Source organism: Paenarthrobacter sp. NPDC092416 (assembly GCF_044755025.1).
Classification (GTDB): Bacteria; Actinomycetota; Actinomycetes; order Actinomycetales; family Micrococcaceae; genus Arthrobacter.
This window is the reverse complement of the sequence record NZ_JBIVQG010000001.1, coordinates 372,570-394,858: the sequence shown is the minus strand read 5'-3', so window position 1 is coordinate 394,858 and position 22,289 is coordinate 372,570. Positions and strand designations below refer to the sequence as shown.

Genomic DNA, 22,289 nt, shown 5'->3' with positions numbered 1-22,289 from the left:
GGCGGTGAGCTTGCCCACACCAGGGGCGCTTGGGGGCCGGAACTAGAGGCCGTTACGGCGCAGGACCTTCTCAAATTCGCGGTGGTAGTCCTCCTGCAACCGAAGCTCGCCATCGGCCTCGGCGTCGAGCAGGGTCTGGACCATGTCCGGCGTCGGCTCACTGAACCATTGGCCCACCGTGATGCCGTGTTTGGGCACGAACAAGCGGTGTACATGGTCACCGGCAGAGACGGAGCCTGTCTTGACCACCCGCAAATACGTGCCCACCCGGCCCGCTTCGGTGAAGCGCTTGACCCACTGAGGCTCCCCCATCACCCGCTGGAAGGTGGCACAGGGTACGCGTGGAGAGGTCACTTCAACCTCCACGTCAAGGCCAATCTTCCACCGCTCACCGATCACGGCTCCCGTGGTTTCAATCCCGGACACCCGGAAGTTCTCGCCAAACGTTCCCGGCGGCAATTCGCGCTGAAGCTCGGCAGACCAGTAGTCGGCATCTTCCTGCGAATACGCATAGATCGCTTGGTCTTCCCCGCCGTGGTGGATACGGCTCGCCTGGACGTCGCCGTGCACCCCGAGCTTGTGGATCTTGACGGGACCTTCCACGGGGCGTTTGTCGATTGCAGTGACGCCCACGCTGCCTTCCGGATCATCGAGCAACTGGTGAACGCGGCAGACGGCAATCAGGGATGCGGTGTTCATGGCAACAGTCTACGGATCGAAGCGGTAACCCATGCCCGCCTCCGTATGAAGGTGTCTGGGCTCGGCGGGATCGCGCTCCAGTTTGCGCCGCAGTTGGGCAATATAAACGCGCAGGTATTGGGTTTCCTTGGCGTAGGCCTGACCCCAGACCTGGGTGAGGATCTGCTGCTGGCTGACGAGCTTGCCTTTGTTCCGCACCAGCAATTCCAGGATGTTCCACTCGGTGGGTGTCAGCCGGACCTCGGACCCGTCCTTCACGATCTTCTTACCGGCCAGGTCCACCATGAAGTCCGCCGTGGCGAGCGTGGGTTCCTCGTGCTCGGTGACGACGCGACGCGAGGCAACCCGCAACCGCGCAAGCAGCTCGTCCAAACCGAACGGCTTGGTCACATAGTCGTCCGCACCGGCGTCGAGCGCTTCCACTTTGTCCTCCGAGGCGTGGCGGGCGGACAAAACGATGATGGGCATGCTGCTCCAACCGCGGATGCGGCGGATGATCTCCACCCCGTCCATGTCCGGCAGCCCCAGGTCAAGCACAACGATGCTCACCGGCTGTTGGGCGGCGGCTTTGAGGGCGTCGGCACCGTTTCCCACCGTCAGGGCCTGGTAGCCGTGCGCCTGGAGGGTGATCTGCATGGCCCGCGCAATCTGGGCTTCGTCCTCAACGATCAAAACGAGGGTCACGCCAGCCCGCCTTCGATTCCGAGAGGATCCTCGCCGTGACCAGTCCACAGCGGCAGGGTGACCACCATGGTCAACCCACCGCCCGGAGTCGGCTCCGCCGCGAGAGTCCCGCCCATTGCCTCGGTAAACCCCTTGGCCACTGCGAGTCCGAGCCCGATCCCACCGCTGACCTTGGTGCCGGGAGCAGGTGAATCTCCGAGTCGTTGGAAGGGTCTGAACATCTCCAGCACCTCCGCTGGACTCACTCCCCTGCCGTGATCCACAACGCGAAGTTCGCTGGCCGGAGTCCCGCCTGCCGTGATGCCCGCACCGGCCCGCGCCGTGAGAACGACGTCGGAGTCCGGAGCGTATTTCAGCGCGTTCTCCACGATATTGGCCACCACGCGCTCCAGCATCCCGGCGTCGGCCTGAACGGCCGGAAGGTTTGCGGGAAGCTCGTTGCGGAGTCGCTCCCGCGCGACGCCACGCAAGGCTTCCGGCAGAACTTCCGTCCAGCTGATGCCGGCGAGCAGCGGATTGACGGCATCAGCGGTGATGCGGGACATATCCAGCAGGTTGTCCACCAGATGGTCCAGGCGATCCGCGTAATTCTCGATCGTCTCCAGCAACTCGCGCTCCACCTCGGGCGGGAACTGGACTTCCTCTTGCCTCAGGCTGCTGACCGCCAGCTTGATTCCGGCCAACGGGGTCCGGAGGTCGTGGGACACCGCACGAAGGATGGAGGTGCGCATCTTGTTGCCCTCGGAGAGCCGAAGGTTATCCCGGCGGCTCTTGACCAGCTGCTGCCGTTCCCTCACGGCCACCACGAAAGCTCCGAATGCGGCGAGAAGCCGCTGGTGCTGCGTCGTCAACGGCCCGCCACGCAACAGCAGCGTGTAAAAGGGATCGACGACGGCGGCGTGGTCGGCGGCCGCGTGCGTCACCGGCGGATTGGGGCCGGCACTGGCAAGGACGCGCCAGGTGGGGTGGGATCCCGGAGCGGCGTTTGGGGCGGGATTGCCCGCGGTCCCTGGACCTTGGGTCCCCAGCAGAGTCACGGATTCCATGCCGAGGTTCCCGCGAACCTTCTCAAGGAACGATTCCAGGCTACCGTCCGAGCTGAGGATCCGCAGGGCCAATTCACTGAGCGCCGTTGCCTCCGCCTCGGACCGTGCCGCTTCCTGGGCGCGCCGGGTGGCCAGCCCCACGGCGAGCGCCACGCCGCAGGCAACAGCGAGGAAAACCACCAGCGTGAAGAGGGTCGTGGGATCTGCAATGGACAACGACCCCACCGGCTCAGCGGAGAAATAGTTGAGCAGGAAGCTGCCCAGCACGGCAGCCACCACCGCGGGCCACAAACCACCGATGGCGGCGATCGCCACGGCCACCGCCAGCTGGAGCAACATGATCATGGCAAAGTTGCGGAAGCCCAGCACCGTAACAAGGACTTCGACAGCGGGTGGCAACAGCAGGGCCAACACCAGCCCGGTGACAAGTCGTCCCCGGCCGATGCCACGTACGTGGGGAAGCCGCAGCAGAACGCCGTCGGCGCCGTTGCTTTGTACCTCCGGGCCCGCCATGGCTCCATCCTTCCATGCTTTGGCCAATGGGCAGTTCTCCCCGGTGTTGGCCATGATCAGTGCCTGTTGGGGACGCAAGGACTAGGCTTGCTTTCAGCATTCTGGTCCGGCGTGGCGCCGGACAATTCAACGGTCTATCCAGGGGGATATTCATGGACCCGAAAGACAGCCCGGATGGCGCCGGCAGCGGCGGCACTGGGGGCGACGGCAACAACGGGCCTGGCCCGGAAAAAAACTTGCCCAAGCCTCCCCCGTGGCAGGTGCCCAAGCCGGAGCTGCACCCTGAACTGATCACCCCTGCCGGTGGCGAACAGCCCGGTGGGAAGCAGCCCGGAGGGTCATCCGGTGCATCTGGCCCCGGCAAGCCGAGCAGCGGCCCCCTCCCTGTGGTGGACCCGTTCGAGAAGGAGCGCGAACGGGAAGCAGCCCATGCAGCGGCCCGCAAGAAGCGTTCGCAGCGCCGCACCGTCGTCGTGGGCTTGGGCGTAACAGCCCTGCTGGCAGGGACGATTACCGCGGTGGTTGCCAGCAACGAAGCCGAAGCCGACTACGCCCAGGTGTGTTTCAACGAGGAAACCGGCGAGCGCGTTGACGATACGCAGTGCAACAACAGCAGTTCGGACGGCCGAAGCTCGGCCATCTACGCCTGGTATTTCTACTCCCGGGGCGCCAGCGTGCCCGCCGTCGGACAAAACCGCAGTGCTTACCCGAGCTACACCAAGACAGTCCCGCAAGGAGCGAAAACGTCCACCGGCTACAGCACCAAGGGCGGCACCGTGAGCCGCGGCGGCTTCGGCAGCAGCTCCAAAAGCGGCGGAAGCTCGGGGGGCTAGGCGTGCAGCGACTGCCCTCCGCGCCCCGGCCGGACTGGAAGCAAAAGATCGAAGAACAGGGCCTGGTATTTTCCACCACCACCATGCCCGACGGCCGCAAAATCGAATACTGGCACGAATCGGCGTACTACCAATTCACCATGGACGAGGTCGAGACCCTCGAAAAGACGGCCGAGGACATGCACCTCATGTGCTTGGAAGCCGCCAAGTACCTGGCAACGGGTGCCATGGGCGGGATCGGCATTGGACAGCAAGCACTGGAGCTGGCCGGCGAGTCGTTGCAGGCCGGCGACATGGACATCTATGGCCGCTTCGACTTTGTCTACGACGGCAGGGGTGGCCCGGCCAAGATGTTGGAATACAACGCAGACACCCCCACGGGCCTGATCGAGGCTTCCGTTGCGCAGTGGTTCTGGCTGCAGGACGTCTTCCCGGAGAAGGACCAGTGGAACGGCATCCATGAAGCCCTGATTCGGCAGTGGAAGAAACTGCAGTACCGGACCGGTATGAGCACCCTGCACGTCGCGCACTCGGAAGCGGAGGAATCCGGCGAGGATTGGATGACGGCGGCGTACATGCGGGACGTCGCCAGCCAAGGCGGGTGGACCACCATCGGCATCAACATGTCGGACATCGGGTGGGACCCCAACCTGAACAGGTTCGTGGACCTGGACAACTTCATGATCAGCACCATGTTCAAGCTGTACCCGTGGGAGCTCATGATGAAGGAGCCGTTCGGTCACCGCCTCCTGCAGCGTGCCCACAATCCGCGGTGGGTGGAGCCGGCGTGGAAGATGCTGCTGTCCAACAAAGCTCTGCTGGCTGCCCTGTGGCACTTGTATCCGGGCCACGAGAACCTGCTTCCGGCCTACCTCGGAGATCCCGGTCCGCTCAAGGAATGGGTGGCCAAGCCGCTCCATGGACGCGAGGGCGACAACATCCGCATCCACGCCCCGGGCATAGAGATCGAACAGCCGGGAGGCTACGGCCGCGAGGGCTGGTGCTTCCAGCAGTACCATGCGCTGCCGGACTTCGACGGCAACCATCCGGTCCTTGGATTGTGGGTGGTGGACGGTGAATCGGTAGGCTGCGGCATCCGGGAATCGGATGGACCCATCACGGACTACTTCTGCCGTTTCGTGCCCAACACCATTGACGCCCCGGCGCCCCACAGCGCGCCCGCCACTACTTCATATGGAGCAGCACTATGAGCACTGAAACGTCGACGCCGGGAGGCGGCCCCGCGGGCGGCGCAGGCGATGGCAGCGTGCCCTCCAAGGGCCTCCACGCCGGGATCCTTGACCTTGGCGACTCCGTCATGCTGGGCCTGGCATCCACCGCACCCGTCTATTCACTGGCGGCTACGCTGGGCCTCATCGTGGCCGTCAACGGAAACTACACCCCGCTGATCCTGGTCCTCGGATTCATCCCCGTCCTGTTCATCGCCTACGCCTTCCGCGAGCTCAACAGCGCCATGCCGGACTGTGGCACCACGTTCATTTGGGCTCGGAAAGCGTTCGGCCCGTGGGCTGGTTGGCTGGGCGGCTGGGGTGTGGCACTCGCGGGAATCGTGGTGCTGGCCAACCTCGCCCAGGTCGCCGGAAAGTACCTGTGGCTTCTGATCGGCGACGGTTCCCTGGCCGACAACACCTGGCTGGTGACCGCCACGGGAGTTCTTTTCATCGCCTTCATGACGTACGTGAACCACCGCGGCATCCGTTTGGGCGAACACGTCCAGCGCACGCTGACGTACATCCAATACATCTCGCTGGGCATCTTCGCAGTGGCCATCATTGTGCGGATCGCGGGCGGCGCACCGGAAGGCCAGGCGTTCGACGTCGAATGGTTCAACCCGGCGGGTGCGTTTGCCGATCCTGGTGCTGTGGTTCATGGTGTGCTGCTGGCCCTGTTCATTTACTGGGGCTGGGACACCTGCCTGGCGCTGAATGAGGAAACCGAGAATCCGGCCCAGACCCCGGGCCGGGGAGCCGTGATCTCCGCTTTCGTGCTTGTGGCGATCTACGTCTCAGTGGCCTTGCTGGTCATGATGTACGCGACGATCGGCACCGAGGGCATCGGGCTGGGCAACGAATCCAACGAGGCCGATGTCTTCCTTGCCATGAAGGACGTCGTGCTGGGTCCGTGGGGCTGGCTGATCGTAGTGGCTGTGCTGGCCTCCGTGTTGTCCTCCACCCAGACCACCATTTTGCCGACGGCGCGCGGGACCCTGTCCATGGGTGTCCATGGTGCGCTCCCGGCCCGGTTCGGCAAGGTCCATGAGCGCTTCCAGACCCCGGGGTTCTCCACGCAGATCATGGGCATCGCTGCGGTGGTGTACTACGTGGCCATGAGCTTCCTTAGCGAGGACTTGCTGGCGGACTCCATCAGCGCCATCAGCCTGTTCATCGCGTTCTACTACGCGCTGACCGGCTTCGCTTGCGTGTGGTTCTTCCGCTCCACGCTTCGTGGGTCCGCCCGCAACCTGTGGTTCCGGGGCATCCTTCCATTGCTGGGGGCTGTATCACTGACCGCAGCGTTCTTCATCTCGGCGGTGCAAATGTGGGATCCGGCCTACGGTGACACGCAGATCTGGGGTGTCGGTGGGGCGTTCGTGAGCGGCGTCCTCCTGCTGGCACTCGGCGTAGTGCTGGCCATCGTGTGCCGCTTCGCCCCGTCAACCCGGGCGTACTTCACCGGCGAACGCGCCGATGCGGGAATTGTGCGCGGCGAGTAGCCTGCGTTCCTTCCCGGTTACTCCTTCTGGCAGGACCCGAACCACCCGCAACCCGGGGCGTTTCCGGCCCTTCCGCGTTTTCCTCAGGAGGTAACTGGGAAGGAACGTTAGCGCCGGGCCATTGCCCGCTGGCGGAGGCGGGACGGAATGTCATCCGGGACAGCACTCCTTCGCAGGGCCACAAGCCAGCAGACCATGATCATCACGGCGCAGAACACACCGGCGCTGGAGGCCATGATCCACAGCCCCGGTGTCTGGACGTTCAAGTCGGCGGCACCGAGGGCGGTGCCGATGGTTTTCGGCGAATAGAAGAACACGAGCGTGGAAACGGCCAGGACTGCACACATCCCGATTCTCTGCGCCTTGTAGCGCGCGGGAGTTTCCTTGATGGTCCAGGCAAACGCCGGCAGGACCACCACCATCCAGACCCAGTGGTGGGACCACGAAACCGGGCTGATGAGCAGCATGGCAAGTGCCGTCGTCGACATCGCATTGACGCGGGCGCCCTGGGCGCTGGCCGCGCGGATGAGGAAGGCTGCCAGGACTACCGTGGCCAGGCTGAGTGCGAGCCATGGCAGTGTGACTGAGTCCTGCGGAACTCCGAAGTGCAGCAACGCGCCCTTGATCGAAAGATTGTCAACATACCCGGCGCCACCAATCCGGGACGTGTCCGGCAGGATTTCCAGCCAGAACTGCAAGGACTCAGCAGGCCGCAACAGCCAGCCCAGCAGCACTGTACCGGCGAAGCCGATGGCCATGTTGGCAAGTCCACGCCAGTCTTTTCGCATCAGGAAATACAGCCCAAAGACGAGTGGCGTCAGTTTGATCCCCGCTGCGATGCCCACCAGGAAGCCGCTGCCGCTCTTGCGCTTGGAGAGTCCACCCAGCAAGTCGATGGCCATCAGGCCCATGAGCAGGATGTTGATCTGGCCGAACGCCAGGGTTTCGCGCCAAGGTCCCAGGAAAAGGACGGCCAGGAACAATGCAACAGCTATCCAGCGGCTGAGCCCTGTTGCCAACGCCGCGCGCCAAGTGGACTTGGACGACCAATACTTCACGATCGTGGCTGCTACCCAAGCAGCTACTGCCACCCCGGCGAGGTTGAACAGCATGAGTGCTACAGGTTGGGGCAAACGGGCCAGCCCGCCGAAGACAAGGGCCGCGAAGGGCGGGTAGGTAAAGGGAAGCTGTGGGCCGCCGGCCCAGGCAACACTGGCGCCGTAGAGATCCGAGGCCGCGCCCCCTGCATTGTTCAGGATGCTCCCGCCGAACCAGTACACGCTGAAGTCGAGCCCCTGCTTGGCCCAGTCCGTCAGCAAGAGCCAGACCGGCCATACGACGGCGGCCAGCGGGAGCCAACGTAGGGCCTGGGCTGCTTTCGAAGAGGCTTTAACGGGTGTGGCGGCGTCCGCCGAAGCCCGTAGATCGACGCGTGGCAATGCCATTCCGTATCCCCCAAATTTGGATAATGTCGAGGAGGAACGAAACTTCCCCCGGGCTACATCCTACTTAAGCGATCCTCGGGCAGTCCCAGGAAGGAAAGTGGGGTCGGCCACCTAGGATGCTGGAATGAGCGATTCAACGACGAACACCTCCGATGTTCTTGCCCTCGATTCCCTGCTCAGCGCCGAAGAACTGGCTCTGAGGGAGAAGGTCCGTGACTACACCACCCAGCGGATCCGGCCCAATATCGCCCGCTGGTACGAGAATGCGGTGTTTCCCCGCGAGATCGTCCCGGAGTTGGGCGAGCTCGGCGTCCTGGGAATGCATCTGGAGGGATACGGCTGTCCCGGCCGGTCCGCCGTCGAATATGGTTTGGCGGCCATGGAATTGGAAGCCGGGGACTCCGGCATCCGCACGTTCGTCTCCGTGCAGGGATCGCTCGCCATGACGGCCATCCACAAATGGGGTTCTGAGGCGCAGAAGGAACAATGGCTGCCGCGGATGGCCGCCGGGGAGTTGATCGGCTGCTTCGCGTTGACAGAGCCGACGGCGGGCTCGGACCCGTCGTCGATGACCACCTTCGCCCGCCAAACCGCCGACGGCTGGGTGCTGAACGGCTCCAAGCGGTGGATCGGCCTCGCGTCGATCGCCGACGTCATGGTGGTCTGGGCCAACACCGAGGACGGTATCCGCGGCTTCCTCGTCCCCGCCGGAACAGCCGGCGTCACCGCCACGCCCATTGAGCCGAAGCTCTCCATGCGCGCTTCGGTCCAGTGCGACATAACGTTCGACGGCGTGCAGCTGGGTTTGGAGGCAATCCTCCCGGGTGCCATGGGCCTTCGCGGTCCGTTTTCCTGCCTTAACGAGGCCCGCTACGGCATCGCGTGGGGAGCCATGGGCGCCGCCCGGGATTCCTATGAAGCTGCCCTGGAGTACGCGGGAACCCGGCTCCAGTTCGGCCGCCCATTGGCCGGCTACCAGCTCACCCAGGAAAAGCTCGTGAACATGCTCGTCGAAATTCAGAAGGGCACCATGCTGGCCCTGCATTTGGGTCGGCTGAAAGACGCCGGGCACCTGCAGCCTCAGCAGATCTCCCTGGGCAAACTGAACAACGTGCGCGAAGCCATCAAGATCGCCCGCGAGGCCCGGACCATCCTGGGCGGCAACGGCGTGACGCTGGATTACCCACCCCTGCGTCACGCCAACAACCTGGAATCCGTCCGAACCTACGAGGGCACCGACGAGGTGCACACCTTGATCCTGGGGCAGCACATCACGGGGATCGGGGCGTTTCGGGGCTGAATTGTGGGCTGGCCCGTTAGCCGGTCCAGCCCCAGGCTAAGGCTAAGGCTAAGGCCGCAATCATGCGGCCACCGCGCGGGGCTCCCTCTTCGCTGCGTCTTTGCGGATGGTGGCGCTGATGACCGCGGCCACCGTGCACATGGCGGCCGCGCCGAGCCAGGCATAGTTGTAGTGCCCGGTAGCGTCCCGGATAAAGCCGGCCGCGAGTGCAGCGGCGGCGGCTCCGAGCTGGTGGGCGGCAAACACCCAGCCGAACACCACAGAACCGTCGGCACCGAACACCGAGCGGCAGATGGCCGCCGTCGGAGGCACCGTGGCTACCCAGTCCAGGCCGTAGACCACCACGAAGATGATCATGCTCGGCTCAACCGACGAGCCCAGCAGCAACGGCAGGACCAGCAGGCCGATGCCACGGAATTGGTAGTAAACGGCCAGCAGGATCTTGGGGTTGAAACGGTCGGTCAGCCACCCCGAGGCGATCGTCCCAACAATGTCGAAGATCCCGACGACGGCAAGCAAGCCTGCTGCCGTGGTCTCCGGCATCCCGTGATCGTGGGCCGACGGGATGAAGTGGGTGCCAATGAGGCCGTTGGTGGTTGCCCCACAGATAGCGAATCCGGCCGCGAGCGCCCAGAACGTGCGGACTTTGCTGGCCCGCTTCAGAACCTGCAGTGCACGGACAGCGGCGTTGCCGGAGTCCGCTTTGGCCGGCACGGATCCCGGCTGGGACGATGCAACCGGGGCGTCCGCCGTCGTCGTGCTTCCGGCGGCAGGTTCTTCGGCCCCATAAGGCAAGACTCCGACGTCGGCGGGTGAGTTCCGCAGCCAGCGCAGCACGAGCGGCACTACCGCGAGCGCGCCGGCTGCGATCAGGAGCGAGGCGCCACGCCAGCCGGGGTTCTGGGCAAGGGCTGCGATAAAGGGCAGGAACACCAATTGTCCCGCAGCGCTTCCGGCCGTCAGGACGCCGATCACCAGTCCACGGCTCTTGGCGAACCAGGTATTGGCAATGGTCGCGGCGAACACGAGGGCCATGGACCCCGTACCCAGGCCGATCAGCAGGCCCCACGTCAACAGGATCTGCCACGACTGGTTCACGAACACCGTCAACGCCGAACCGAGTCCGATGAGACAAAGGGCAAGGGCCGTAACCTTGCGGATGCCGAATCGTTCCATCAGTGCCGCGGCGAACGGCGCCGTCAGACCGAACAGCACCAGGTTGATGCTGACGGCCAAGGACAGCACCGTGGTGGACCAGCCGAATTCGCCTTGCAACGGGACCATGAGCACGCCAGGTGCCGCGCGGAACCCTGCCGCGCCCACCAAGGCAAGGAAGGCCACTGCTGCGACGATCCAGGCAGGATGCAGTCGTCTGCGGGGGCGCTTGCCGGTGGGCAGCTCGGTGACATCGGGAGCGGTCATGCGGGGATCTCCGTTTCGGGGGAGGCTATGGCCTGGTCTGTTTCGAAGGGTTCTGTGGGCGCGACTGCGAGTGGAAGTGGGTGCTCGCTGCGTTTGAGGCTGTGCCAACTGGTGTTCGCGGCTGTCAAGCGCGCGCCGCAATGCGTGCAGGTATCCGCCGATGATGTGGGCAACCCGCACTGTGTGTGGATCACCCGCATGTGCGAGACCTCGTTGGGTGCGTCGAGGTGTTTCTCTGCCCAGATGATGATCGCGTTCAAAACCGGCAGTGCATCCTGCCCCTTGGGCGTGAGGACATACTCCTGCCGGGTGCGGGCGCCGTCCAGGTAAGGGCGCTGTGCGAGCAGTCCTGCATCCAGAAGCCAGCCGAGCCGTTTGCTGAGGACGTTGTCCGCGACTTCCAGGCGTTTCTTGATGGCATCGAAGCGGCCGTTGCCGAAAAAGACCTCGCGCAGCACGAGGCTTCCCCAGGGGTCGCCAAGGACATCGAGGCCGCGGGCAAGGCTGCACGTCCGGGCAGACCAGTCAGATCGCAAAGGCATGGGTTCAACGTAGCTGACTTTTTTCAAGAAAGCTAGGATGGGCTGGGTGTGGGTTGCCAGGTCCGTGGTCGCCCGGCGTTCATTGGGCGCTGCTTGCTGTGGCTACCTGACCTCCTTTGAAGCTGCCGATACCCAAAATCAACCCATTCCGGCTGCCAATCCCCTTCCGCGGCGGCAAAGAAGGTCACGACCACACACCCCGCCCCGGAATTGGCCGCAGGCGACACACTCCACGCCTCCACGACGACACCCCGCCGCCCAACACCCTGGCCCCGACACCCCGCCGCCCAACACCCTGGCCCCACCACCCCGACGAAACCCCACTTTGGGCGCTGCTCCCCGCGGCTACCTGACCTCCTTTGAAGCTGCCACCACCCAAAATCAACCCATTCCGGCTGCCAATCCCCTTCCGCGGCGGCAAAGAAGGTCACGACCACACGCCCCGCCCCGGAACTGGCTGCAGGCGACACGCCCCGCCGGTTTGCCGGAGTTTCATCACTGGTTCATCCGGGGTGCCTAGGCTGGCCGGGTCAACTCTGACCACGAAAGGCACTCCTGAATGTCCTCGAATACCCCTGAGAAGGTTAATCGTTCAACCGATGCCGCCGGCTTCTCCCGCCGCGGCTTCCTCGGCACAGCGGCAGCGGCGACGGCGCTGGCAGCCACTGGCTCCCTGTTGCCGCCCTCGGTCCAGGCTGCGATGGCCAAGCCCGTCCCGCCGGGCAGCCTGCAGTCCATCAAACACGTCATTGTCCTGATGCAGGAGAACCGTTCCTTCGATCACTACTTCGGATCGCTGCGCGGTGTCCGCGGATATGGCGACAAATCGGTCACCCGCCTGCCCAACGGCGCTTCGATGTTCGAACAACCCCGGGCCACTGGGGAGACCGTGCTGCCGTTCTCGCTCCGCAAAGCTGCTGAACTCGCGGGCCGCCCTGGCTCGGATATCCAGTACTTGGGAGATCTTGACCACTCGTTCGCCGGCACCACCACCGCGTGGAACAACGGCTGGTGCGACAAGTGGATCCCGGCCAAGAGTGCCTCTACGATGACGTTCTACGAACGCTCCGACATCCCGCTGCAGTACGAACTCGCGGACACCTTCACCATCTGCGACGCCTACCACTGCTCCGTCAACGGCTCCACCAACCCCAACCGCAACTACCTCTGGAGCGGCACCACGGGCAACGAGCCGGGCAGCACCAAACGCGCCGTGACCAACGCGGCCTATGGTTACGCGCATGGCGGCTACGACTGGACCACGTACCCCGAGCGCCTCGAGCAATCCGGGGTCTCCTGGCAGATCTACCAGGACTGGGACAACTTCACGGACAATGCTGTGGAGTACTTCCAGACGTTTAAGGGAATTGGCCACAAGGTGCTGGCATCGGTCGAAGGAAACCTCCGCACCACCGAAGAGTTCTACGACAAGCTCGCTGGCAAGACGCCCGCTGAACAGGACCGATTCCTGGCCCAATTGGAACAGGGACGCGCCACCCTAACGGACGCGGAGAAGCAGCTCTTCAACAAGGCCATGTGGCGCGGGCGACCCAACACTCTCATCGAACGCCTCGCCGCAGACATCAACGGCGGAACCTTGCCGCAGGTCAGCTGGCTGGTCCCCTCCGCCGCTGATTCCGAGCACCCGGGCGCCTCCACGCCGGTGGGCAGTGCCAACTTCGTCTACCGCCTCCTGGATGCCGTGGCCAGCAACCCGGACACCTGGGCGAGCACAGCGATTTTCCTCAACTTCGACGAAAACGACGGCTACTTCGACCACGTCCCGCCGCCCGTGCAGCAGCGTCCGGCATCCGGTGAATCGACGGACTGGACCACGGCCCGCCCCATCGGACTGGGCCCCCGCGTCCCCATGACGGTCGTTTCGCCGTGGACGGTGGGCGGCTATGTGAGCTCCGAAATCTTCGACCACACCTCTGTGCTGCGATTCTTGGAGCGATGGACGGGCGTCGAAGAGCCGAACATTTCGCCGTGGCGCCGGGAAGTATGTGGCGACTTGACGGGCGTCTTCAACTTCGATTCCCCCGGCACTTCGCCCACGCTGGACCACCCCGGTCCGGTTCCGGCGAAAATCAGCCGCTGGCGGCCGAACCCACCGGCAGAGCAAGTGGCGCCCATCCAGGAAGCCGGGTCGCGCCCGGCCCGCCCCCTGCCCTACCGCCCGCAGGTTTCGGCCACAGTTCAAGCTGGAAGCATCACGCTTTCGTTGCAGGACAGGGGCACCAGGTCAACCCACTTCACGGCCTACGGTTACGCCGGCGAAGTCGTGGAGCCGCAGCATTTTGACGTGCGGGGCCGACAGGACGTCCAACTCCCCCTCGATTCCGGCAACTTCGACGTCGTCGTCACCGGTCCCAACCGCTTCCACTACGAACTAAAAGGCTCGACGGCGGGTGCGGCGTCCGGCGTCGACGCCACGGTCAATGGTTGGCGCGGCCGCAAGGCTGTAGAACTCGAGGTGCGCAACACCGGCACCGAAACGGTGACCCTGCAGCTGGAATCGCTGCAGTACACGGACGCCAAGGACACCGTGAAGCTCAAGCCCGGGCACACGAAGAAGATCGGCTGGGAAACGTTGGAGGGCTGGTACGACATCCAGGTCACCACGGCAGAGGACGCGACGTTCCGTCGACGGCTGACAGGCCGCGAGGAAGACGGCAAGCCGGGTATCTCCGGCTAAGTCGCCAGGGCCGGTTAGCCGCGCGCGGCCTCGGGAGTGTTTTCCGCGCTCCTGAGGCCCGCGCGCGACGGCCGGTACGCCAAGGCCCAATACACCAGCATCGCAATTCCGCATACCACGCCCAGGCTGGAAACCATGAGCTGCCACTGCGTCTGGGGATCTTTGCCCCACTCGGCAGCTCCCGCCCAGACAGCCAGGTTTTTGGGGGTCATGTAAAAGGCGATGGTGGAGAAGGCCACGATGACCCACCCGGCCGTGCGCATCCTGCCGTTACGGGACGGCACGCGGTGCATGGCGAACGCCATGCTGGGCAGCGCCACTGCGATCCACACCCAGTGGTGGGACCAGGAGACGGGGCTGATCAGCAGCATGAGGATTGCCGTGGCGGAGACGGCAACAAAGTTCTCGTCAGCGTCCACGGCCCACTTAATGATCAGTGCGGCCAGGACCACGAGCCCCAGCGACAGGATCAGCCACACCATGCTGGTCAGCGACGAATCGGGCATGCCGAAGTGCAGCAACAGTCCCTTGAGGGAAAGATTGTCCACGTAGGCCGGGCCACCGATCCTGCCCGTATCCGGCAGGATCTTGGTCCAGAAGTCCATGGATGCCTGCGGCAGCACGGCCCACGCGAGGGCGATCGAGCCGAAGAAACCTGCGGCCATCCAGCCAAGGGCCTTGAAGTCGCGGCGGACCAGGAAGTACAAGCCGAAGGCCAAGGGTGTGAGCTTTACTCCGGCAGCCAAACCGATCAGCAGCCCCGCCGGCCAGCGGATCTCGCCGGCACGGGACTTTCCGTAGAGGGCGAAGTCCGCCAGGATCACGCCCATCAGGATGATGTTGATCTGCCCAAAAACGAAGGTGTCCCGCCACGGCCCGAGGAGCAGGATGGCGCCCGTTCCCACGAGCGCAACGGTCCTGAAGCGGTAATCGGCGAAGGCCTCGCGCCAGGTCTTCATTCCGAAGTAGTGGCGGGCCAGCCAGCCGGAAACCACTGCAGCGCCGAGCAGGGCAGCAAGAATGAAGACCAGGCTGCTGGCCTCGAAGCTCATGGCGGCCAACCCGGCAAAGAGCATCGCGGCGAACGGCGGATACGTAAACGGCAATCCGTCCCGGACCGCGTAGAGGTCGCCCGCCTCCAGCACGCGGTTGCCGCCGTAGAAGTAGACCTCGAAATCGTTGAGGAACGGTTTGTAGTCCGTGTACAGGAACCAGACGGCGACGGCGAGCGTCAGCACGCCGGCGACAGTCAGGATCCAGCCGCGCTTGGCGCTGGAAACAACCGCTTGCGAAGAAGAAACCACAGTCCTAGCCGTTGCTGATCTTGGCGAAGGCCTGCTCAAGGTCCGCGATCAGGTCCTCGGATTCCTCGATGCCGCATGAGAGCCGGAGCAGGTTCACGGGAACGGCAAGCTCCGTGCCCTTGACCGAGGCATGGGTCATTTCGGACGGGTAGTTCATGAGAGATTCGATGCCGCCCAGGGACTCCGCGAGTGTGAAGACCGTGGTGGACTCTGCAACGGTGCGTGCTGCGGCTTCGCCACCCTTGAACTGCACAGAGACCATGCCGCCAAACTTCTTCATCTGCTTGGCAGCGAGTTCGTGGCCGGGGTGGTCCGGCAGGCCCGGGTAGAGCACGGCTTCCACCTCGGGACGCTGCAACAACCACTCGGCTACGGCCTGGCCGTTCTCGCTGTGACGATCCATGCGGACACCAAGGGTCTTGAGGCCGCGGGTGGTGAGGAAGGCGTCCATGGGACCGGAGACCGCGCCCACCGCGAACTGGATGAAGCCGATCTTCTCGGCAAGCTCAGCGTCCTTGACCACAACAGCGCCACCAACCACGTCGGAGTGGCCGCCGATGTACTTGGTGGTGGAGTGGACCACGACGTCGGCACCCAAGGCGAGTGGGGTCTGGAGGTAGGGCGACGCGAAGGTGTTGTCGACGACGAGGAGGGCACCGGCGTCGTGCGCTACGGCGGCGAGCGCCGCGATGTCCGTGATCTTCATCATCGGGTTGGAGGGCGTCTCCACCCATACCAGGCGCGTCTTGTTCGCAGCAACGGCAGCAGCCACAGCATTGAGGTCGGACATGTCCACGGGCGTGTTGCCGATGCCCCAATCGCCCAGCACGCGGTTGATGAGACGGTAGGTGCCACCGTACGCGTCGTTGCCCAGCACGATGTGGTCACCCGGACGGGCGATCGCACGGATCAGGGAGTCCTCGGCAGCCAACCCGGAGCCGAAGGAAAACGCAGCCGTGCCGCCTTCGAGCGCGGCGAGCTGCTCCTGGAGTGCGTCGCGCGTCGGGTTGCCACCACGGCCGTACTCGTATCCCGAGCGCAGGTTGCCGATGCCGTCCTGCGCGTAGGTGGAGCTGAAGTGCAGGGGTGGCACCACCGCGCCGGTGCGCGGTTCGAAGTCCTGCCCGGCGTGGACGGCGCGCGTGTTGAACCCGGCGTTGTTGGTGGCAGACATGGAAGCTCCTCTTTCAGTGTTCAACGGGTGGCAATAAGCGTAGGACGCTCAGTTGCTCAGGTATGCGAGAAGGTCGTGGCGGGTCAGGATCCCTACGGGGGCGCCGGCGAACGTGACCATGACGGTGTCGACGTCGGACAGCAGCTCGCGCGCAGTCGAGATCGACTCGAGGGAGCCGATAACAGGCAAACGCTCCCCCATGTGTTCGGAGATCTTGTCCGCGAGTTTCGCTTCGCCCCGGAACAGCTTGGTGGTGAGGCTGCGCTCGTCCACGGCGCCGAGGACCTCGCCCATCACCACGGGCGGTTCCTGGGACAACACAGGGATGTGCGAGACACCGAACTCGTTCATGATGTTGATGACGTCGCGAACAGTCTCGTTCGGGTGGATGTGGACCAGGTCCGGCATCTCGCCCGTCTTGGACTTGAGCACTTCGCCCACGGACGATTCCTCGCCACCGGACAGGAAGCCGTAGGAGCGCATCCATTGGTCGTTGAAGATCTTGGCGAGGTACCCGCGCCCGGAGTCCGGCAGGATCACCACCATCACGGCAGATTCGTCCAGGTCCTTGGCGGCCTGCAGTGCGGCGACCACGGCCATCCCGGAGGAGCCACCCACCAGGAGTCCTTCCTCGCGGGCAAGGCGCCGGGTCATGGAGAAGGATTCGGCGTCGCTGACGGCAATCACGGTGTCCGGAACAGATTTGTCGTAGTTGGCGGGCCACATGTCCTCGCCAACCCCTTCCACAAAGTACGGTCGACCGGTGCCGCCTGAGTAGACAGAGCCTTCCGGATCCGCTCCGATGACCTTGACCCGGCCGCCGTCGGCCTCCGGACGGTCAGCTGAGATCTGGCGGAGGTACCGTCCGGTGCCCGTGATGGTTCCGCCGGTACCGGCGCCGATCACCACGTGGGTGACCCGGCCATCGGTGTCGTTCCAGATTTCGGGGCCTGTGGATTCGTAGTGGCTACCGGGCGCGGCCGGGTTGGAGAACTGGTCCGGCTTGAAGGCGCCCGGGATCTCCTGCACGAGCCGGTCCGAGACGCTGTAATAGCTCTGGGGGCTGTCAGGTGCGACGGCGGTGGGCGTCACCACTACCTCGGCACCATATGCCTGAAGTACTGCGCGCTTGTCCTCGCCTACCTTGTCGGGCACCACGAAAACGCACTTGTAGCCCTTTTGCTGGGCAACCAGCGCCAAGCCGACGCCCGTATTCCCGGATGTCGGCTCAACAATCGTTCCGCCCGGCAGGAGCCTGCCGTCCCGCTCAGCTTCCTCGATCATCTTCACGGCGATGCGGTCCTTGATGGAACCACCCGGGTTGATGTATTCGAGCTTTACCAGGACGGTGGCTTTGATTCCGTCCGTTACGTGGTTGAGCTTGATGAGCGGCGTGTTGCCGATGAGGTCCAACACGGACTGGGCGTACTTCATAGGTACAAAGTTACCGCCTGACTGCGTCCAGCCATGCCGCGGACTCAGCCGGGCTTGCCGCGGACTCAGCCGTGGACTGGCTTCCTTCTACGTCCCCGCTAGCTCCCTGCCGAGGAATCCGTCTGCCACAGGCCCAGGATGTTGCCCTCCGTGTCCTTGAAGTAGGCATACCAGCCCATGGTGGGTACCGCGTCCTTGGCCTGGACTACGCTGCCGCCAGCAGACTCGACCTGTGCCAGTGCAGCGTCAACATCCTCCACATCGATAGTGAGAATCGGGGTCTTCAGGTTGTCGCTGCGGGTGAACAGGGCGCCGTTGATCGCTCCGGGTTCCTTGGGCATCCCCGTTTGTTCGTCCGAGGGAGTGGTGATGGCGATCGTGTAGTCCATCTCCTGCATGGGGGTCAGCGTCCAGCCGAACGCGCCTTGATAGAAAGAGTTTGCCCGGTCCTTGTCGTCAGCGGGGATTTCGAAATGCACAACTCCAGCCATCGCTCAAAGCTCCTTGTAATGGGGGTTGGGCGCAGCTTCCCCGCGCCACTCTCGGAGTCTAACGGTGGAGGCCCCAGGGCCGTAAGGCCTTTCGGGAACGCTATTGTCAGCCCGTCGTGGGACCATGAAAACATGACCATCGCAGAAGCCCCGCCCGCCGTTGCGGCTGCGGCAGACGCTTCTCTGCGATGGCATTCCGGGGCTGCCTACCGCCTCGACCAAACTCTGGGAATCCTGCTTCGCGGCAACGGCGATCCTTCATTCGCGGCGCACTCCAACGGTTTCTGGATGGCCTTCACCACACCCGCCGGTCCGGTCACGCTTCGGCTTTCCGGGGGCGGCGTTGGCAGTGACTCCTTTGTCGACGCCCAGGCCTGGGGACCCGGCTCGGACCAGGCCGTGGCCGCCGTGCCGCGGCTCTTGGGCGCGGATGACGATTGGTCCGCTTTTGACGAGCCCGCTTTCCATTCGACGCTTCCCCGCCTGGTCACAGAAGCACGACGCCGGAACCTGGCTGTGCGCCTGCCCTCCACCGGACGCGTGGTTGACTCACTGGTGCCCACCATCCTGGAGCAGAAGGTCACCACCCTGGAAGCAAGGCGCGGCTACCGGTACCTGATGTACCGCTACGGAACGCCCGCGCCGGGCAAGGCGCCCGTAGGGCTGCTCGTGCCACCGAGCCCCCGGCAGTGGTTGTCTATCCCGTCGTGGGAGTGGCACAAAGCCGGAGTTGGACCACAGCGCTCGGCGACCATCATGCGGGCGCTGCAGTCCGCCGTCGCGCTTGAACGTTTGGCACACCTCAGCACCGCAGAAGCCGGCGCAAAACTGCAGACCGTTCCTGGAATCGGTGTCTGGACGGCGGCGGAGGTACTGCAGCGGACGCACGGCTGCCCGGATTCGGTTTCTGTGGGCGACTACCATCTGGCCGCATATGTGGGCTACGCGCTCACTGGGCGGAAAACCGATGACGCCGGAATGCTGGAACTGCTGGAACCGTGGCGGGGTCAACGCCAGCGTGTGGTCCGCATGCTTTACCTGAGTGGCTTCCGCAAGCCCACTTTCGGCCCCCGAATGACCGTCCAGGACCACCGCAAGCACTAACGCCTCCTCAAAGCAACGCGGGGTCACTTACGGCCCATGTCATGGGTCTTTGTGGGCCGCAAGTGACCCCGGGTTAGTTGGTTAAGCGGCCGAGCTTGACCCTTTGGATCCTTGAGACGACTCCAGTGAAGCCCTCTGCCAAGTCATCGCCGTTGACTTTGAAATAGGACCACCCCGCACTCCGGAATGCTTCATCCCGCCGGTTGTCGCGCGTCTGTTGTTCCCGCGTGAGGTGCGGCGCGCCGTCGTATTGGACGGCGATGCGAAATCGACGGTAGCCGAGATCCGCCGACGGCGACCACGGATCCTGCGGGTCAAGGCGCACCTGCAGCTCGGGTTCCGGAAGCCCGCCGTCCATCATGGCAAGGCGCAGAAATGTTTCCGGATATGAGTCAGCCCCAATACGCAGCTCATCGAGTGCCAGCCGGGCCTTCTCAACCCCTTGAAGGTTGGGGTGCTGGCGGATCAACAAACGCAGACCTGAAAGATAGGCGTATGGCTCTGAACGGCTTTCGAAGGCGGGCCGCGGCCGACGGATGAGTTGATCACCCATCGCAATAACATAGGGAAGCGGCAGATGACGGGCCAGGTCCAACCACGTCCGGGGGCGTACGGAGACGGGAATGCCGTCAAAGTCCATGACTTCTCCGGTGATGACCCTCACCCGATGGCCGGTAACGCCTACACGGCGTACGCGTGGCAACCCGTGCGGCTTGCTGAGGTGGACAGTGTCCTTCTTACCCATCCAGGGCGGAAGACCCAACCCGGTCAAAAGGGCCGCAGTCTCGTGGGATACCCACGCACCCGGTGTCGCGGCCGTGAGAACCCTGGCACGCTCAGCCAGGTCAGGGTTGCATCCGCTGGGCAGGTGAATCAGCCGGCCGCCGTCGGATACGTCCTTGGCGCGAAGGCGCTTAGGTGGGACCCCCAGGGTGCGGGCCTCGTAGGTCGTGAACGGACGGGAACCGAGTTCGTCCGGCAGTGGATTGATGCGAACCATGTAACAAGTCTGTCCGCAGCGAGTACCCCAAATGGAGTTATCCACAGCCCCAGTTCCGGCAAGGGCGACGCGGGGTCACTTGCGGCCCATTGAAGGCCCCATCATGGGCCGCAAGTGACCCCGCGTTGCTCTACAGGTGCAGGCGGGTCACCGCTTCCTGGCGCATGTCCACCTTCCGAACCTTGCCGGAGACCGTCATGGGGAAGCTCTCGCGGACATCCACGTAGCGGGGAATCTTGAAGTGGGCCAACTTGCCACGGCAGTACTCGGCCACATCCTCTGCGGTCAGGACCTCCGCGCCCGGCTTGAGGATGATGCAGGCCATGAGCTCTTCACCATACTTCTCGTCCGGAACACCGATGACCTGCACGTCCTGGATCGAGGGGTGCAGGTACAGGAATTCCTCGATCTCCCGGGGGTAGATGTTCTCGCCGCCACGAATCACCATGTCCTTGATGCGGCCCTCAATGACGAGGTACCCGTCATTGTCCATCCGGGCGAGGTCGCCGGTGTGCATCCAACCTTCGGCGTCGATCGCTTCCTCTGTTTTCTCCGGCTGGCCCCAATAGCCGCTCATCACGGCATACCCCCGGGTGCAGAGCTCGCCGATCACACCACGCTCCACAGCTTCCCCGGTGCCCGGCTCGACGATCCGGCTCTCCAAGTGCGGCATGGTCCGCCCCACCGTGCTGGTTCGCTGCTCCAGGCTATCGCCGGCACGGGTCATGGTGGACACGGGCGAGGTCTCCGTCATCCCATAACAAATGGCCACGTCCACCATGTGCATCTCATCGATCACCCGGCGCATGACTTCGATCGGGCACAGGGAACCGGCCATGACCCCTGTCCTCAACGTCGAGAGATCGTAGGAAGCGAAATCCGGCAAGGCCAGCTCGGCAATGAACATAGTGGGCACGCCGTACAGCGATGTCCCGCCAAAATCCTGCACGGCTTCCAGCGCGGCGGAGGGATTGAAGCCCCTGCCCGGGATGATGGTGGCAGCACCGAAGCTCAAGGCGTTCAGATTCCCGATCACCATGCCGAAGCAGTGGTAGAACGGCACCGGAATCACCACCCGGTCGTGTTCCGTATAGCCCAGGAGCCGGCCAATCGAGTGCCCGTTGTTGAGGATGTTGTGGTGCGTCAGAGTTGCACCTTTGGGGAAGCCCGTGGTGCCGGAGGTGTACTGCAGGTTGATGGGATCGTGCGGGTCCAGTTCAGCCATTCGGTCGCGGATCGCAGAGGGCCCGACGCCGTCTGCCCGGTTCAGGAGCTGGGCGTAGGTCAATTCGTGGTCGTCTTGGGGGACGCCGCTGGTCAGGCCAAATTCCGGGTCACCCGGGAGGAAAACAATCTCCTTCAGTTCCGGACACTCGTCCAGTGCGGCCCGGGCCATACCGACGTAGTCGCTGTTCTTGTCCGAGGGCGCGGTCACCAGCATCCGCATGCCGTTCTGCTTCACCACGAACCCCAGTTCGTGGCTCCGATACGCAGGGTTTACGTTGACCAGCACGGCACCGATCTTGGCGGTGGCGTATTGCAAGATGGTCCATTCGGCGCAATTGGGACTCCAGATGCCAATCCGCTCGCCTTTCCCCACGCCGACGGCGAGCAGCGCGCGGGCGAGGTGATCGACGTCGTCGTTCAGCTTTTCATAGCTCCAGCGACGGGCATCGCCACCGGGCGTCGCCGCCGCCTCAATCAGCGCGTCCCGCAGCGGGAACTGCGCGGCGATGCGTTCAAAGTTGGCGCCAATGGTCTCTTCGAGCAGCGGGACGTCAGTGTCTCCGGCAGTGTAGGACAACATGACGGAACGCTACCAAGGCAGGCTCCGCAACAGAACCGTAACCGCCTCCAGCGGCGTCG

The 22,289-nt window shown here is 64.2% G+C and carries 18 protein-coding genes; 6 read left to right on the top strand and 12 right to left on the bottom strand.

What is annotated here, in order from left to right; all coding sequences use genetic code 11:
• Positions 1–42 precede the first annotated feature (42 nt).
• Genes ACIQC5_RS01680 through ACIQC5_RS01670 form a run of 3 tightly spaced genes read right to left on the bottom strand, consistent with a single transcriptional unit; the run spans position 43 to position 2,942 of the window.
• Positions 43–699, bottom strand: a complete 657-nt coding sequence (locus ACIQC5_RS01680) for an MOSC domain-containing protein (RefSeq protein WP_400277973.1) — start codon at positions 697–699, stop codon at positions 43–45.
• Positions 700–708: 9 nt separating this feature from the next.
• Positions 709–1,383 carry a response regulator gene (locus ACIQC5_RS01675; protein WP_400277971.1) on the bottom strand — a complete coding sequence of 225 codons (675 nt, stop codon included), beginning with the start codon at positions 1,381–1,383 and terminating at the stop codon, positions 709–711.
• A complete protein-coding gene (locus ACIQC5_RS01670) occupies positions 1,380–2,942 on the bottom strand; it encodes an ATP-binding protein (RefSeq protein ID WP_400278674.1) in 1,563 nt (520 codons plus the stop codon). Before ACIQC5_RS01670 ends, ACIQC5_RS01675 begins: the two co-directional genes overlap by 4 nt.
• A gap of 152 nt (positions 2,943–3,094) precedes the next feature.
• Between ACIQC5_RS01670 and ACIQC5_RS01665 the strand changes: the two genes are divergently transcribed.
• The 3 genes from ACIQC5_RS01665 to ACIQC5_RS01655 are packed head-to-tail and all read left to right on the top strand — an operon-like array spanning position 3,095 to position 6,509.
• On the top strand, positions 3,095–3,775 hold the full coding sequence (locus ACIQC5_RS01665) for a Tat pathway signal protein (RefSeq protein ID WP_400277969.1): 681 nt from the start codon (positions 3,095–3,097) through the stop codon (positions 3,773–3,775).
• 2 nt (positions 3,776–3,777) lie between these two features.
• A complete protein-coding gene (locus tag ACIQC5_RS01660) occupies positions 3,778–4,986 on the top strand; it encodes a glutathionylspermidine synthase family protein (RefSeq protein ID WP_400277968.1) in 1,209 nt (402 codons plus the stop codon).
• Positions 4,983–6,509, top strand: a complete 1,527-nt coding sequence (locus tag ACIQC5_RS01655; protein WP_400277966.1) for an APC family permease — start codon at positions 4,983–4,985, stop codon at positions 6,507–6,509. Before ACIQC5_RS01660 ends, ACIQC5_RS01655 begins: the two co-directional genes overlap by 4 nt.
• A 107-nt stretch (positions 6,510–6,616) precedes the next feature.
• On the opposite strand, the gene ACIQC5_RS01650 is transcribed toward ACIQC5_RS01655, so the two are convergent.
• Positions 6,617–7,954: a glycosyltransferase 87 family protein gene (locus tag ACIQC5_RS01650; protein ID WP_400277965.1), complete on the bottom strand. Its 1,338-nt coding sequence runs from the start codon at positions 7,952–7,954 to the stop codon at positions 6,617–6,619.
• Between the two features lie 124 nt (positions 7,955–8,078).
• Between ACIQC5_RS01650 and ACIQC5_RS01645 the strand changes: the two genes are divergently transcribed.
• A complete protein-coding gene (locus tag ACIQC5_RS01645; RefSeq protein ID WP_400277964.1) occupies positions 8,079–9,254 on the top strand; it encodes an acyl-CoA dehydrogenase family protein in 1,176 nt (391 codons plus the stop codon).
• Between the two features lie 60 nt (positions 9,255–9,314).
• Here the strand turns inward: ACIQC5_RS01645 and ACIQC5_RS01640 are convergent, their stop codons facing one another.
• Both ACIQC5_RS01640 and ACIQC5_RS01635 read right to left on the bottom strand, forming a co-directional pair.
• Positions 9,315–10,676, bottom strand: coding sequence for an MFS transporter (locus ACIQC5_RS01640; protein WP_400277963.1), 1,362 nt, complete (start codon positions 10,674–10,676; stop codon positions 9,315–9,317).
• Positions 10,673–11,218: a winged helix-turn-helix transcriptional regulator gene (locus ACIQC5_RS01635; protein WP_400277961.1), complete on the bottom strand. Its 546-nt coding sequence runs from the start codon at positions 11,216–11,218 to the stop codon at positions 10,673–10,675. The genes ACIQC5_RS01640 and ACIQC5_RS01635 overlap by 4 nt, the downstream gene beginning before the upstream one ends.
• Positions 11,219–11,777: 559 nt before the next feature.
• Here ACIQC5_RS01635 and ACIQC5_RS01630 point away from each other — a divergent pair.
• Positions 11,778–13,916, top strand: a complete 2,139-nt coding sequence (locus ACIQC5_RS01630) for a phosphocholine-specific phospholipase C (protein WP_400277959.1) — start codon at positions 11,778–11,780, stop codon at positions 13,914–13,916.
• 14 nt (positions 13,917–13,930) lie between these two features.
• Here ACIQC5_RS01630 and ACIQC5_RS01625 read toward each other — a convergent pair whose 3' ends face one another.
• From ACIQC5_RS01625 to ACIQC5_RS01610, 4 genes are all read right to left on the bottom strand, one after another.
• The gene (locus ACIQC5_RS01625) at positions 13,931–15,220 is read right to left on the bottom strand and encodes a glycosyltransferase 87 family protein (RefSeq protein WP_400277958.1); all 1,290 of its coding nucleotides are present in this window, start codon (positions 15,218–15,220) and stop codon (positions 13,931–13,933) included.
• Between the two features lie 4 nt (positions 15,221–15,224).
• Positions 15,225–16,394, bottom strand: coding sequence for a cystathionine gamma-synthase (locus tag ACIQC5_RS01620; protein WP_400277957.1), 1,170 nt, complete (start codon positions 16,392–16,394; stop codon positions 15,225–15,227).
• A gap of 48 nt (positions 16,395–16,442) precedes the next feature.
• Positions 16,443–17,828: a cystathionine beta-synthase gene (locus ACIQC5_RS01615; protein ID WP_400277956.1), complete on the bottom strand. Its 1,386-nt coding sequence runs from the start codon at positions 17,826–17,828 to the stop codon at positions 16,443–16,445.
• Between the two features lie 98 nt (positions 17,829–17,926).
• On the bottom strand, positions 17,927–18,319 hold the full coding sequence (locus ACIQC5_RS01610; RefSeq protein ID WP_400277954.1) for a VOC family protein: 393 nt from the start codon (positions 18,317–18,319) through the stop codon (positions 17,927–17,929).
• 132 nt (positions 18,320–18,451) lie between these two features.
• On the opposite strand from ACIQC5_RS01610, the gene ACIQC5_RS01605 reads away from it, so the two are divergent.
• Positions 18,452–19,423 carry a DNA-3-methyladenine glycosylase family protein gene (locus tag ACIQC5_RS01605; protein WP_400277953.1) on the top strand — a complete coding sequence of 324 codons (972 nt, stop codon included), beginning with the start codon at positions 18,452–18,454 and terminating at the stop codon, positions 19,421–19,423.
• 73 nt (positions 19,424–19,496) lie between these two features.
• Here the strand turns inward: ACIQC5_RS01605 and ACIQC5_RS01600 are convergent, their stop codons facing one another.
• Positions 19,497–20,423, bottom strand: coding sequence for a hypothetical protein (locus ACIQC5_RS01600; RefSeq protein ID WP_400277952.1), 927 nt, complete (start codon positions 20,421–20,423; stop codon positions 19,497–19,499).
• 130 nt (positions 20,424–20,553) lie between these two features.
• Complete coding sequence (locus tag ACIQC5_RS01595) at positions 20,554–22,230, bottom strand: AMP-binding protein (protein WP_400277951.1); 1,677 nt, start codon at positions 22,228–22,230, stop codon at positions 20,554–20,556.
• Positions 22,231–22,289 lie beyond the last annotated feature (59 nt).